At 71.0% G+C, this 13,466-nt stretch carries 11 protein-coding genes and 1 tRNA gene; 5 read left to right on the top strand and 7 right to left on the bottom strand.

Annotated elements, in window-relative coordinates:
* The first annotated feature begins 188 nt into the window (after window positions 1-188).
* Window positions 189-818 (top strand): bifunctional DNA primase/polymerase, encoded by a 630-nt coding sequence (locus AB0I88_RS21050; RefSeq protein WP_361026818.1) that lies wholly within the window; start codon window positions 189-191, stop codon window positions 816-818.
* Between the two features lie 91 nt (window positions 819-909).
* Here AB0I88_RS21050 and AB0I88_RS21045 read toward each other — a convergent pair whose 3' ends face one another.
* A complete protein-coding gene (locus tag AB0I88_RS21045; protein ID WP_361026815.1) occupies window positions 910-1,749 on the bottom strand; it encodes a hypothetical protein in 840 nt (279 codons plus the stop codon).
* Between the two features lie 194 nt (window positions 1,750-1,943).
* On the opposite strand from AB0I88_RS21045, the gene AB0I88_RS21040 reads away from it, so the two are divergent.
* On the top strand, window positions 1,944-2,456 hold the full coding sequence (locus tag AB0I88_RS21040) for a DUF402 domain-containing protein (protein WP_361026813.1): 513 nt from the start codon (window positions 1,944-1,946) through the stop codon (window positions 2,454-2,456).
* Window positions 2,457-2,462: 6 nt separating this feature from the next.
* On the opposite strand, the gene AB0I88_RS21035 is transcribed toward AB0I88_RS21040, so the two are convergent.
* The 6 genes from AB0I88_RS21035 to AB0I88_RS21010 all read right to left on the bottom strand — a co-directional run bounded on the left by AB0I88_RS21035 (window position 2,463) and on the right by AB0I88_RS21010 (window position 7,637).
* Window positions 2,463-3,707, bottom strand: coding sequence for a type II toxin-antitoxin system HipA family toxin (locus tag AB0I88_RS21035; protein ID WP_361026810.1), 1,245 nt, complete (start codon window positions 3,705-3,707; stop codon window positions 2,463-2,465).
* Complete coding sequence (locus AB0I88_RS21030) at window positions 3,704-4,039, bottom strand: helix-turn-helix transcriptional regulator (RefSeq protein WP_361026807.1); 336 nt, start codon at window positions 4,037-4,039, stop codon at window positions 3,704-3,706. The genes AB0I88_RS21035 and AB0I88_RS21030 overlap by 4 nt, the downstream gene beginning before the upstream one ends.
* 168 nt (window positions 4,040-4,207) lie before the next feature.
* Window positions 4,208-4,279: transfer RNA gene (locus AB0I88_RS21025), tRNA-Val, on the bottom strand.
* Between the two features lie 42 nt (window positions 4,280-4,321).
* A complete protein-coding gene (locus tag AB0I88_RS21020; RefSeq protein WP_361026804.1) occupies window positions 4,322-4,786 on the bottom strand; it encodes a peroxiredoxin in 465 nt (154 codons plus the stop codon).
* Window positions 4,787-4,862: 76 nt separating this feature from the next.
* Window positions 4,863-5,294 carry a DUF3052 domain-containing protein gene (locus AB0I88_RS21015; RefSeq protein ID WP_196417509.1) on the bottom strand — a complete coding sequence of 144 codons (432 nt, stop codon included), beginning with the start codon at window positions 5,292-5,294 and terminating at the stop codon, window positions 4,863-4,865.
* Between the two features lie 99 nt (window positions 5,295-5,393).
* Window positions 5,394-7,637, bottom strand: a complete 2,244-nt coding sequence (locus tag AB0I88_RS21010) for a transketolase C-terminal domain-containing protein (RefSeq protein WP_361026800.1) — start codon at window positions 7,635-7,637, stop codon at window positions 5,394-5,396.
* A 269-nt stretch (window positions 7,638-7,906) separates the two neighbouring features.
* Here AB0I88_RS21010 and AB0I88_RS21005 point away from each other — a divergent pair, with 269 nt between their 5' ends.
* From AB0I88_RS21005 to AB0I88_RS20995, 3 genes are all read left to right on the top strand, one after another.
* Window positions 7,907-8,311, top strand: coding sequence for a YjbQ family protein (locus AB0I88_RS21005; protein WP_361026797.1), 405 nt, complete (start codon window positions 7,907-7,909; stop codon window positions 8,309-8,311).
* A gap of 184 nt (window positions 8,312-8,495) precedes the next feature.
* Window positions 8,496-11,234 (top strand): pyruvate dehydrogenase (acetyl-transferring), homodimeric type, encoded by a 2,739-nt coding sequence (gene aceE, locus AB0I88_RS21000; RefSeq protein WP_361026794.1) that lies wholly within the window; start codon window positions 8,496-8,498, stop codon window positions 11,232-11,234.
* A 93-nt stretch (window positions 11,235-11,327) separates the two neighbouring features.
* The gene (locus AB0I88_RS20995) at window positions 11,328-13,463 is read left to right on the top strand and encodes a methyl-accepting chemotaxis protein (protein ID WP_361026791.1); all 2,136 of its coding nucleotides are present in this window, start codon (window positions 11,328-11,330) and stop codon (window positions 13,461-13,463) included.
* The last annotated feature ends 3 nt before the right edge of the window (window positions 13,464-13,466 follow it).

The raw sequence follows: 13,466 nt of genomic DNA, 5'->3' as shown, positions 1-13,466 counted from the left end.
GTGAGCCATCCGGTGTCACTCGCAGTGTGGACCGCTCACGTGCGCGCAGATCGCACAGCGTGTGTGATCGCCTGCTCACCGATGCTCGTAGTTTTTCTTGCAAGTTGCAAAGGGTGGATCTGCCGAGCCCAACGACATTCGTCGTAACGGGATACGGCCCTCCAGCCCGATCCCGGGGGTATCGAGCCATGCAGTGGACCAGCCGTCAACCGTTCGTCCCACCGTCAATCCTCGACCGGCCACTCCTGCGCCGTGCCGCTCTGCGTTACGCGGCGCACGGCTGGCCGGTGACTCCCGGCTCATACCTGACCGGGAACCGGTTCGACTGCGGACAGCCCGGCTGTCCCATCACCGGGTGCCACCCGGCGCTCGACTCCTGGGTCACCTCGGCCACCGACGACCCGGAACGGATCGCCGACTGGTGGCGGCGGCACCCCTACACCGTCCTCCTCGCGACGGGAACGGCCTTCGACGTGCTGGAGGTGCCCGCGTCGCTGGGCCGGACCGGCCCGGACACCGGGCCGGTCGCCGTGACTCCGGCCGGAAGCTGGATGCTCCTGGTCCGCCCCGGCACCCCGCTCCGGCCCGAACTGGAACGGCGCCTCGACGTGGTCCGGCACGGTGCCGGCTCGTGGATCCCGGCGCCACCCAGCCGGACGGCCGACGGCCCGGTCCGCTGGGAGGTCCCCCCGGGGCGGTCGCAGTGGCACCTGCCGGACTCCGCCCAGGTACAGGAGGCCCTGGTCGCCGCACTGCGCCCAGCCCACAGACTGGGAACACCGGCGATCCCCCGGCAGTTGTCCCGCCGGGCCGCCTGAGCCTTGGCATGAGTCCACCTGTCACTCGACAACCCTAACCCGCCGCGGGCCGTCGCGCATGCCCCCGAAGGGGTGACTCCCGTGAGTGAATTCAGGTGGCGAGATCCCGGTAGGCCGCGATCACGGCCTCGGTGCGGTCGGCCAGGTCCGGGCCGCTCTCGGCCGGAGCCGGGACACCGGCCACCCGGGCCAGAGTCCGTTCGGCGTGCCGGGCCGTCGCGGCCACCTGCCGCTCCCGGATGAAACCCTCGCCCGCCCTCGCCGCCGCGTCCACGCCGCGCAGGATCCGGTTCGCCGCGTCGCCGGCCTCCCGCCACGCCTGTTCGGTCCGCCGCCGCTGCACGTCGGCGGCCCGGCGGGCGGGACTGTCCGCGGGGATGTCGGCGTCGCGTACCGCCACCAGCTCCTCGCGCAGCCGCCGCAGCTCCTGCCGCCGGGCGAGCACCTCGCCCAGCTCACCGAGCGCCCGGGTCAGCGACCGGTCGGCGGCCACCGGGTCGATCATTTCGCCGAGCGACGGCCAGGTCCGCCGGACCCGCCGCGAGGTCTCCAGCGCCCCCTGGAAAGCGGCACGCTCCGGCGCCGCCCACAACACCCGGGACTCGCCGTCACGCGGCGTCGCGAACACCCCCGGCTGAGCGGCACGGGCCTGCCACCGCCAGAACGCGGCGACCAGCGTGACGCTCACCGCCGCCGCCGGCCACCAGAGCCCGCTCAGGCTCAGCACGGCCGAGGCCAGCAACAGGACCAGGGCGAGGCGGGCGGTCGAGGTCACCCGGGCCTCCCGGCCACGGCCGCTCGGCGGCCGGGGCACGAAACGGGTCAGGCTCCCGGTCCGCTCACGCCCGGCGCGCCCACTGCGAGTCCTCAAGGGGTACGGGGAGACGACCACCTTCTCGGCGTCGGCTCCCACGTGCAGATCCGTGTTCACGTCCGGCCTCCGTGGTGTCGCGCCGCGCCGTGCGGTCCCTCATTCGTCCGGGCGGGCCCCGGCCGCCGAGGGGACACCGGCCCGGACCCGCCCACCGCGGGTTCTCCCCGGCGGACGCCATCAGAGATCGGTCCACCCCGCCCCCGGTTGAGCGACCACCCCGTTGCGTGCCGGTTGCGGCTAGTCTCGCCCCCGTGGACAGGGTCGAGCTGGTGCTGCGCAAGTACGACGGCCGCCCGCACCGCAGCGTCACCGGCCTGCTGCTCGGCGACGACGAACACGGCACCTGGGTCGGCACCCCGAAAGGCAGCACAGTCCACTTCAGCTACGGCGCCAGCCCCGTCGAGCACACCCGCCACGACGCCGTCCGTCTGATCCCGCACGGCGCCTGGTGGATGGCGATGTTCCTGGCCGAGCCCTCGGACCAGGAGATCTACTGCGACGTGACGACCCCCGCCGTCCGCTCCCCCGGCCGCATCACGGTGATCGACCTGGACATCGACGTGATGCGCTTCCGCCGCGGCGGCCAGGTCCTGACCGAGGACGAAGACGAGTTCGAACACCACCGCCGCGAATTCGGCTACCCACCGGAGGTGGTGACGCGGGCAACCGCCGCCGCGGCCCACCTGCACGACGCACTGACCAGAGCAGACGAACCCTTCGGCACCCACGCCGCCACCTGGATGACCCGCCTCCCGACCACCTGAGGCAGGCTAACCCCCGGCAGCCGCCGCCCTGACAACTTCGATCGTCCGCGTGATAGTCGGGTCGAACCTGGCGATCTCCGCCTCCGCGACACCGTTACGCCGGGCAACCGTGGCCCAGTTTCCGGCCGCGTCGGCCACCTCACGCAACACGGCACGCGCCTGAGCATCCGTCAGAGCGAAGCTTTCGGAGTAGACCAGAAGCGCTTCGACCTCACCAACCGGATCAGAAGCGCCCCCGATGCTGGTGACCCGCTGCGCCGCAAGGTCCGGATTGGGATTCACATCGAAGGCGGGCGCCAAGGCCCAGCCCGGCCCGCGGCGCAGAAATCCATGATTTTGAAGGTGGTCGTCGGTGTTGTGCAAGGCGATGGAAAAGGCGATCCGCCGCCACAGTTGGCGTAGATCGGCAACGGTCATCGAGCCATGGTCCGGAATCACCTCGGCCACTTCGAGATAATCCCGGGGCTGGCCGTCACGTGCTTCCAGCAGAGTCATCGCGCTCACGTACCCGACCCGCCGCCCGCCCTCCCTGTCGAATCGGTCAAGCAGCAGCACCGGGCTTCCCTCGACGCCGACCAGCTTCCGGCCGGGAACCACGATGCCTGCCTCCGCCGCGAGGTCGAGAGCCGACTTCTCCCAGGCGATCACGTTCCAGTCGTCCGCATGATGCGCGAACTTGGCGATCAGAAGGCGATCGTCGTCGCGGACCGACGCCTTGGGTCGTGCCCCACCGAGCGAACCCGTACCCGCATCCAACAGAGTCTTGATCGCCTCCAGGTTGCCCGGTTCGTCACGTGCGACCGCGGCAGCCGCATGCATCAACGCGGGCAAGGCGATCAGCTTCGGAACCTCCGGAGCCGGATGCTGAAACTCGTCGGCGGTCTCGGTCTTGAACCGCAGCGCGCCTTGCCTGGTCTCGTCACTCACCCCGAGCAGAAAGTCCCGGTCATCGAGCGTCGGCATCGGCCTACGCTCGGCCGCCGCCTGCGCACGAAGGCGCTTGGCGATGAGATTCCGTCCCCACCGATCGGGCGCGGCGTCGCTGAACGCCCCGGGAAACCCGTTCGGCAACGGCCACGAACCAGCCGAGAGACCGAGAGCCGGATCGATCGCGTACGCACCACGAAGACCCAGGTAGCCGCGGTCATACGAGAAGGTCGCCGTGAGCCGGCCCCGGCGAAGGTTGAAGAACGCATCGCCGGCTTCACGAGACACCCCAGCGATCTCGACATAGGTGCGAACACGGCTCAATGACGCACCCTTCGCGGGAGAATCTCGTCGGCGCGAGCCCGCCCGAGGTCTGTCTCATACGGATCGAGTGCCGTCACCACCGATTCCAGCACTCCCAGCGCCCGAGCCACACTGAGGAACGCCTGCAGGCTCACCCCCGCGTCGCCCACTTCGACCCGCCGCAACGTGCCCCGCGAGATGCCCGCACGCTCAGCCACCTGGGCCGCGGTAAGCCCGTGCAGTTTGCGCCACACCACAAGCTGCTCCCCGATGCTGACAGCAGCGGCTTGAACCCGCGAAGACACTGGACGGGGCACCATCATCACCTGCTTTATGCTCGACATCTTGAGCATAACACCGGTTAAAGGCCATGATCCTGACCATTAAAGCCCGCGCGTCCACCACAGCACGCAGCAGCCAGGAGTTCGAGACAATCGGCGGCTCGCTCTGCTCCACACAGACGTGGGCTCTCGGCGAGCCACGAGGAAGGTGACGTCGATGTACATCGTGCTGAGTTCTTGTGGGCGCGGCAGGTTTCGAACCTGCGACCCCTCGCTTGTAAGGCGAGTGCTCTCCCACTGAGCTACGCGCCCGGCTCGGCTTCGGCCGGAAGCGCCATCGTACCCTGCCGGGGATCAGCGGCTCAGGGTGGCGAGGGCGGCGCGCCAGGTGGCCTGGTCGCGGGCTTCGCCGGGGCCGTTCATCTGGGCGAAGGCGATCTTTCCGTCCCGGTTGATCAGGAAGGTGCCTCGGTTGGCGAAGCCGCGCTCGTCGTCGAGGACGCCGTAGGCGCGGGCCACCTCGCCGTGCGGCCAGAAGTCGGCGAGCAGCGGGAAGTCGAAGCCTTCCTGCTCGGCCCACACCTTGTGGCTGTAGATCGAGTCGACGCTCACCGTGAGCACCTGGATGTGGTCTCCGGTGTAGGCCGGGAGGTTCTCCTGGATCTCGGTGAGCTCGCCGTGGCAGCGGCGGCTGAACGCCAGCGGGTAGAACACCAGCAGGACCGCTTTGCGACCGTGGAAGTCGCTGAGGCGTACCTCCTGGTTGTTCTGGTCCTTGAGGACGAAGTCCGGGGCCGGCGCGCCCACCTCGATCGGCATCCGCCCAGCCTAGACCAAGCCTATGCCTCCAGGTCGGCGCCCGTCGGGCGCCGACCTGGAGAGGGATCGCAGTGAGCTACTTCTTCTTGGCGCCCCGGGGGGAGACCAGGCGTGCACCGGTCCAGTCCTTGCCGGCGTTCACCGTCGAGGTCTGCTGGAGGCCGGCGGTGGGGGCCGCCTCACTGATCTCGCTCGGTTCGACGTGTCCGTCGCGGCCGGCTTTCGGGGTCAACAGCCACACCACGCCGTTGTCGGCGAGGGGGCCGAGTGCGTCGGTCAAGATTTCGAATAGGTCGTCGTCGCCGTCGCGGTACCACAACAGCACCGCGTCCACCACCTCGTCGGTGTCCTCGTCGACCAGCTCTCCGACGCGTTCGGTCAGGGCGTCACGGAGATCCTCGTCGACATCGTCGTCGTAACCCATCTCCATGACCACCATGTTCGGCTCGAAGCCGAACCGGTCCGCCAGGCTGCGTACGCCGTCGGCCTGACCCGCGGTCGCGCTCACTGTCCAAATCCTCCTAGCCGTCAAAAATGTTCCGGAACCTGGGGGTAGTCCACACATTCCGGGGCCGGTGCGCAAGTGGCGCACCGAGTGTGTGGCAATTTACCGTGCCAGCAGGGTGTGGGCACCCTGTGTGATGGCATCCTCTCCCACGAGGACCTGCTGGGCGGCCGGACCCAGCGGAACGGGTGTGTCCGCGGCCGCCACCCGCCGGGCGGCGCCGACGAACGCCCCGTCGACCAGGGCCGCCAGCACCCCCTCGCCGACCCCTCCGGAGCGGCGTGTCTCGTCGACGATGAGCACCCGCCCGGTGGCGCCGGCCTCGCGCAGCAGATCGGCCGTGGGCAGCGGGTTCAGCCATCTCAGGTCGACCACCCGGGAACCGTATCCGTCGGCGGCGAGCTGCGCGGCGACACGCAGCGACATCCGGACGCCGTTGCCGTACGTCACGATGGTCAGGTCTTGCGCGGTGCCCAGCCCGTAGATCCGCGCGCGGCCGATCGGCACGTGCTCGTCGGTCCAGCGGCCGGGGGCCGGGTAGGGCGCCAGCCACTCGTTGTCGCCTTGTTGATAGAGGTCCCTCGTCTGGTAGAGGGCGACCGGCTCGAGGAAGACGCAGACGCTGCCGTCTACCTCGGCGGCGGCGAGGCAGGAGCGCAGCATGGGCGCGGCGTCGGCGGCGCGGGCGGGGGCCGCGACCACGAGGCCGGGGATCTCCCGGAGCGCGGCGAGCGCGTTGTCGTTGGCCAGGTGACCCCCGATCCCGTACGGCTGGGCGAGCCCGGGCACGCGCAGCACCAGCGGGTTGCGGTAGGCGCCGGCCGACAGGTACGCCATGGTGGCCGCCTCGGCCCGCAGTTGCTCCATGCCGCTGTGCAGGGCGGCCAGGCAGTCGATCTCGGGCACCGGCAGTTGTCCGGCCAGTCCGGCGCCGAGGGCCAGCCCGAGGATGGTGGTGGTGTCCGGCGGGCTGTCGAAGACGCGGTCGGCGGCGTGCTCGTGCAGCCCGGTGGTGACGCCGTGCCGGCCGCCGCGGGTCACGCCGGGGCCGAGGACGAGGGTGCCGGGGCGGGAGTGCAGCGCGTCGGCGAGGGTGGCGCCGATGGCCTGTGCCAGGGTCATCGGGCCGGCGTCCTCGGGCAGGCGCCCGTCGAAGGCCTGTAGCCGGGACGGCGCTCCGGCGCCGAGGGCGTGCCCGGCGGCCTCGGCGACGGCGTGTGCGGCCCGCAGCGGGCGGCGTGGCGCGAGGGAGGCGGCGATCTCTGCCATGGAGGCGAGTTTCGGCTCGCCCAGGACCTCCTCGGCGGCTTTGCGGACCTGCCAGCCGACCTCGTCGTACCGGGTGATGACCTCGTCCGGGCCGAGCAGGCCGGAGCGGACGAGCAGCCGGGCGGTGCCGATCAGCGGGTCGCGGTCCAGGGTGTCGCCCGGGTCGGGGTCGCCGGGCAGCCCGAGCAGGTGCAGGGTGGCCAGGTGCAGCACGGCGGGGCGGCGCTCGCGGCGGACGTACTCGGCCGCTTCGGCCGCCGCGTCGTAGGCGGCGGCCAGGTCGCATCCGTCGGCGGCGCTGTACCGCAGTCCTGGCCGGCCGCGCAGCGCTGCGGCCACCCAGCTGTCCGGGCCGGCCCCGCCGGGCGCGTCGTCCTCGCAGATCAGCAGCAGGGGCGCCGGACGGCCGGCGTGCCCGAGGCGGCCGGCGGTGTCGAGGGCGGCGGCCGCTCCGGGGCGGGCGGTCGCGCCGTCGCCGAAGGAGGCCACCACGATGGCGTCCTCCGGCCACGGCGTGGTGGCGCCGGGGCGGGTGAGGGCGTGTGCGAGGCCGGCGGCCCGGGGCAGGTGGCCGCCGCCGGCGGAGAGCGCCGGGATGAGGTGCAGCGCCGGGTTGCCGAAGATCTTGTCGCGGCCGCCGGTGATCGGGTCGCGGACGGAGGCGACGACGCCGCGCAGGATGTCCCGGGCGGCTTCCTCCAGCCGGCGGGACGCGTCCGGTGTTCCACCTCCGGCGGCGCTCGCGGCCCGTACGCAATAGAAAGCCGATGATCGATGGTGCAGGAGGGCCGGATCGTCGCCGCGCAGCGCCGCGGCGACCGCGGCGTTTCCCTCGTGGCCGGCCGACCCGCCGGTGTGGAAGCCTTCGTTGAAGCTGCGCAGCCAGCGGGCGGCGAGGTCGAGGTGGCGGCTGGTGAGCTGGGCGTCGAAGAGTTCCCGGGCGCGGGCGCCGGTCAGGGTGGCGCCGTCGCGGACCGGGTCGCCGGGGGCACGCCCGGACTCCGGTGGACGCAGGGCCGAGACCGCATCGCGGAACCGCTCGTCGAGGCTTTGCGGAGTGGTCACGGAGTTCAGCATTCCCGACCCGGGCCAGCCGTGCCACTGCGAGAAAGTTCGATCTACGCACACACGGCGTCACCCGATGGTGTACTCAGTGACATGATCTTGTCGGCGGCGGTCGCCGCCCTGGCCCGGTGCGCCTGCTGGCTGCTCTGCACCGCGGCGGCGTTCCTGGCGCTCGATCTCTGGACGCCGGGACTCTTCCGGGACGCGCCGTGAGCCGCGCTCGGCCGGTGACCGGCGGATCGGCCGCCACCGCCCGGGGACGGTCTCGTTAGGCTCGGCCGATGCGCACCGAAGTGATCACGGTCCGGACCGGCCGTTCGCCGGTCGTCGTGGACATCACCAGCGAGGCCGCCCGGTTCGTGCGGTCCGAGAAGGACGGCCTGCTGCACGTCTTCGTGCCGCACGCGACCGCCGGGGTGGCGATCATCGAGACCGGGGCCGGCTCGGACGACGATCTGCTGACGGCGATCGACGATCTACTGCCGACCGAGGACAGGTGGCGGCACCGGCACGGGTCGCCGGGCCACGGACGGGATCATGTCCTTCCGGCGTGGATCGCCCCGTACGCGACGTTGCCGGTGATCAACGGCGAGATCGCGCTCGGCACGTGGCAGTCGATCTGCCTGGTGGACCCGAACGGCGACAACCCGGCCCGACAGGTCCGTTTCTCCTTCGTGAACGGCTGACCTCCCCGGCGGGTCCCCGAAGTTACCGGACAGTACGTGTGTCGAGCGTCGCTGAGACGGCCGGTAGGCGTGACGGGCCACACGATAAGGGGGCAGGATGGGGAGATATTCCGAACGGTTCGGCACCTTGACCAAAGGCGGCCGGGTCGCCCGGACGTCCGCTACTCACACAAGAGGATTGCCTGTGGCCACGGAGCGCAAGCGCCCGGTGATCAGCGATGGCCTGCCGAGCCAGCTTCCCGACATCGACCCTGAAGAGACCAACGAATGGGTCGAGTCGCTCAACGGAGTCATCGACGAACGAGGCGCGAAGAGAGCCCGTTATGTGATGTTGCGCCTTCTGGAGAAGGCCCGGGAGCGACAGGTCGGCGTTCCGCCACTGACGTCCACCGACTACATCAACACCATCCCGCCGGAGCGTGAGCCCTGGTTCCCCGGCGACGAGTTCGTCGAGCGGCGCATCCGGGCGTACATCCGGTGGAACGCCGCGATGCTGGTGCACCGCGCGCAGCGCCCGGAGATCGGCGTCGGCGGGCACATCTCGTCGTACGCGTCGAGCGCCAGCCTCTACGAGGTCGGCATGAACCACTTCTTCCGGGGCAAGGACCACCCGGGCGGCGGGGACCAGATCTTCTTCCAGGGTCACGCCTCCCCGGGCATGTATGCGCGGGCCTACCTCGAGGGCCGGCTCACCACCCACCAGCTCGACGGTTTCCGGCAGGAGCTGTCGCACCCCGGTGGCGGCCTCCCGTCGTACCCGCACCCGCGACTCATGCCGAACTTCTGGGAGTTCCCGACGGTCAGCATGGGCCTCGGCCCGATGAACGCGATCTACCAGGCGCGGTACAACCGCTACCTGCACAACCGCGGCATCAAGGACACCAGCCAGCAGCACGTGTGGGCGTTCCTCGGCGACGGTGAGATGGACGAGGTCGAGTCGCTCGGCGCGATCGGTCTGGCCGCCCGCGAGGAGCTGGACAATCTCACCTTCGTGGTCAACTGCAACCTGCAGCGCCTCGACGGCCCGGTCCGCGGCAACGGCAAGGTCATCCAGGAGCTGGAGTCGTTCTTCCGCGGCGCCGGATGGAATGTGATCAAGGTCGTCTGGGGCCGCGAGTGGGACGGCCTGCTGGCCGCCGACACCGACGGCGCGCTGGTCAACCTGATGAACGTGACGCCCGACGGCGACTACCAGACCTACAAGGGCGAGTCCGGGGCGTATGTGCGGGAGCACTTCTTCGGCCGGGACCCGCGCACCCGCAAGCTCGTCGAGGGCATGACCGACGACGAGATCTGGAACCTCAAGCGCGGCGGTCACGACTACCGCAAGCTGTATGCGGCGTACAAGGCGGCCACCGAGCACACCGGCCAGCCGACCGTGATCCTCGCCAAGACGATCAAGGGCTGGACGCTGGGCTCGCACTTCGAGGCCCGTAACGCCACCCACCAGATGAAGAAGCTGACCCTGGCGGACCTGAAGGGCTTCCGGGACCGCCTCTACCTGGACATCAGCGACAAGCAGCTCGAGGAGAACCCGTACCTCCCGCCGTACTACCACCCCGGCGAGAAGTCCGACGAGTACGAGTACCTCCAGCAGCGCCGCCGCGACCTGGGCGGGTACGTGCCGTCCCGGCGTACCAAGGCGAAGTCGCTGGCGATCCCCGAGTCGAAGACGTTCGCCGGCATCAAGAGCGGCAGCGGCAAGCAGAAGATCGCCACCACGATGGCGTTCGTCCGGCTGCTCAAGGACCTCATGAAGGACAAGGAGTTCGGCGCCCGGTGGGTGCCGATCATCCCGGACGAGGCCCGCACCTTCGGCATGGACTCGCTCTTCCCGACGAAGAAGATCTACTCGCCGCACGGTCAGACGTACACCTCGGTGGACCGGGAGCTGTTCCTGTCCTACAAGGAGTCGACAAGCGGCCAGATCCTGCACGAGGGCATCAACGAGGCGGGTTCGACGGCGAGCTTCATCGCGGCCGGCACGTCGTACGCCACGCACGACGAGCCGATGATCCCGCTGTACATCTTCTACTCGATGTTCGGCTTCCAGCGGACCGCGGACGAGCTGTGGGCCGCCGCCGACCAGATGACCCGCGGCTTCCTGCTCGGCGCGACCGCAGGGCGGACCACGCTGAACGGTGAGGGCCTGCAGCACGAGGACGGGCACTCGCTGCTGATCGCGGCGACCAACCCGGCCGTGGTGGCGTACGATCCGGCGTTCGCGTTCGAGATCGCGCACATCATCGAGAACGGCCTGCACCGGATGTACGGCGAGAAGCAGGAGAACGTCTTCTACTACCTCACCATCTACAACGAGCCGGCCATCCAGCCCGCCGAGCCGGAGGGCCTGGACACCGAGGGCCTGCTGAAGGGCATCTACCGGTTCAGCGAGAGCCCGAAGAAGGACGGCCCGAAGGCGCAGCTGCTCGCCTCCGGCACCGGCATGCGGTGGGCGCTCAAGGCGCAGGAGCTGCTCGCCCAGGACTGGGGTGTGAGCGCCGACGTCTGGTCGGTCACCTCCTGGACCGAGCTGCGCCGCGACGCCATCGAGGCCGAGGAGCACAACCTGCTGCACCCGAGCGACGCGCCGCGCAAGCCGTACATCCAGCAGAAGCTGGAGGCCAGCGAGGGCCCGTCGGTGGCGGTCAGCGACTGGATGCGGGCGGTGCCCGACCTGATCGCCCGCTGGGTGCCGAACGGCTACACCTCGCTGGGCACCGACGGCTTCGGCATGAGCGACACCCGGCACGCCCTGCGCCGCCACTTCCACGTGGACGGCGAGTCGGTCACCGTGGCGACGCTGCGCGAACTGGCGCTGCGCGGCCTGGTGCCGGCGCACGTGCCGGCCGAAGCGGCGAAGAAGTACGCGATCGACGACGTCAACGCGGCCCCGGTCGGCGAGACCGGCGGCGACAGCTGATCGTCCGTCCGTCACAGGCCCGCCGGATCCCACCGGCGGGCCTGTCCCGCTTCAGCGGCTAAGCCGTAACCCCCCGGGGCCGATACGGACGATGTGACGCCCCGACGCCGCACCCTGCGTATTCGCGACCGGCTCCTGCTCCTCGGCATGGGAAGCGTGCTGGGCACCGCGGCGATCATGGTCGGGGTGGGCGCCTGGGAGAGCGGCCGGTTCGCCGGCCGGGCGGAACGGCAGGCCGTCCAGGAGAACCGGGCGGACCTGGGCCGGACCGCCTCGGACGTCGCCACGCTGGTGCGCTCGGTCGGCGACGAGGTGCAGGCCGGCGTGAACCGGAACATGCGGGTGGCCCGGGGTCTGCTCAGCCAGTCCGGCGGCATGAGCCTTTCCGCCCGGACGACCACCTGGACGGCCGTCGACCAGGTGACGCAGCAGGAGCGGCGGGTGACGCTGCCACGGATGCTGATCGGCGGCGACTGGCTGGGCCGCGACCCCGACCCGGGACGCCGCAGCGCCTTCGTCGACGGCACCACGCAGCTGCTCGGCGGTGTGGCCACGGTGTTCCAGACGATGAACGACGAGGGTGACCTGATCCGGGTCGCCACGACGGTCCGGAACAAGGCCGGGCAGCGCGCGCTCGGCACGTACATCCCGGCGGCCGGCCAGGACGGCACGGCCACACCGGTGGTGGCGGCGATCAAGGCGGGGAACCCGTTCCGCGGTGTCGCCCAGATCCTCGACACCTGGCACATCACCGCGTACGACCCGATCAAGGACGCGGACGGCACGGTGATCGGGGCTCTGCTGGTGGCCGTGCCGCAGGCCGGGGCGCTGGAGAACCTGACGTCGGCGATCAGCGCCAGGAAGATCCGGGAGAACGGCTGGGTCAACGTGTACAGCACCGGCAAGGCCGACCGGGGGCGGATCGTCGCCTCCAGCCTGGACGGCGCGACCGGGCGTACCGACCTGACGGCCGTCGACGCGGCCGGCACGCCGTACGTCGAGCAGATCGTCACCCAGGCCGGCCGGCTCGACGGCGACGCCACCTGGCACGCGACGTACCGGCTGCCGGGCGCGGCCGGCGCTCCGGCCGGGGACACCGCGACGACCGTCACCCACTACGCCCCGTACCAGTGGGCCATCGCCGTCGGCGGCTACACGGCCGACGCCACCGAGACCGTCACGGTGGTCCAGGACGGCCGCCGGACCATGCTGCTGACCTTCCTGATCGCCGCGCTCCTGCTGACGGTGGCCGGCGGTACGGTCGCCTACCTGCAGGCGCGCCGGATCGCGGGACGGGTGTACGCGCTCACCACGGCGCTGTCCCGGCTGGCGCGCCGGGATCTCACCGTGTCCGTGCCGGCCGGGCCGCCGGACGAGATCGGCCAGGCCGGCGAGGCGCTCAACACCGCCGTCACGGAACTGCGCTCCGTCATGGGCGAGGTGACCGACGCCACCCGGCGGGTCTTCGCCGCGGCGCAGCAGGTCGAGACGGCCGGCGGCGACATGTCGGCCTCGGCGGAGGCCGCGGCCACCCAGGCGGGCGCGGTCAACACGTCGGCGGAGAGCGTCTCCCTGCTCGTGCAGTCGGTCGCGGCCGGCGCCGAGCAGATGGGCGCCTCGATCAACGAGATCTCCAGCAACGCCCAGGACGCGGCGCAGGCGGGCCGCGACGGGGTCGGTCTCACCACGACGGCGGCCGGCGTCATCGCGGAGCTGCGGGACTCCACCACGAAGATCAACGATGTGGTGCGGCTGATCGCCGGTATCGCCGAACAGACCAACCTGCTCGCCCTGAACGCCACCATCGAGGCGGCCCGGGCCGGCGAGACCGGCAAGGGCTTCGCGGTGGTGGCCGGCGAGGTCAAGGAGCTCGCCCAGGAGACCGCCCGGGCCACCGGCGACGTGACGGCCCGGGTCGCCGCGATCGAGACCGACACCGCACGCGCGGTCACCGCGATCGACGCCATCGCGGCACGTATCGCGCAGGTCAACGACTACCAGACGGCGATCGCCGCGGCGGTCGAGCAGCAGGCCGCCACCACTGCCGAGATGGCCCGCAACATCACCGAGGCCGCCGCCGGCAGCCAGGACATCGCCGCGGGGATCGGGGTGGTCAACGGCGCCGTCGACGGCACCCGTCGTTCGATGGCGACGTCACACCTGGCCGCGGACGAGCTGACCGGCACCGCGCGGCGGCTCACCGGCCTGGTCGGCCGGTTCACCGTTTGATCA

It is taken from the genome of Actinoplanes sp. NPDC049802, assembly GCF_040656595.1.
Taxonomy (GTDB): Bacteria; Actinomycetota; Actinomycetes; order Mycobacteriales; family Micromonosporaceae; genus Actinoplanes.
Note: the sequence above shows the minus strand (reverse complement) of the source record. Positions and strands in the feature narration are given on the sequence as shown.

What these genes read in the sequence shown, in the direction of transcription:
- AB0I88_RS21010 (WP_361026800.1), bottom strand. Translation starts at nt 7,637, where the DNA reads ATGCTGAACTCCGTGACCACTCCGCAAAGCCTCGACGAGCGGTTCCGC.
- AB0I88_RS21050 (WP_361026818.1), top strand. Translation starts at nt 189, where the DNA reads ATGCAGTGGACCAGCCGTCAACCGTTCGTCCCACCGTCAATCCTCGAC.
- AB0I88_RS21005 (WP_361026797.1), top strand. Translation starts at nt 7,907, where the DNA reads ATGCGCACCGAAGTGATCACGGTCCGGACCGGCCGTTCGCCGGTCGTC.
- AB0I88_RS21030 (WP_361026807.1), bottom strand. Translation starts at nt 4,039, where the DNA reads ATGCTCAAGATGTCGAGCATAAAGCAGGTGATGATGGTGCCCCGTCCA.
- AB0I88_RS21020 (WP_361026804.1), bottom strand. Translation starts at nt 4,786, where the DNA reads ATGCCGATCGAGGTGGGCGCGCCGGCCCCGGACTTCGTCCTCAAGGAC.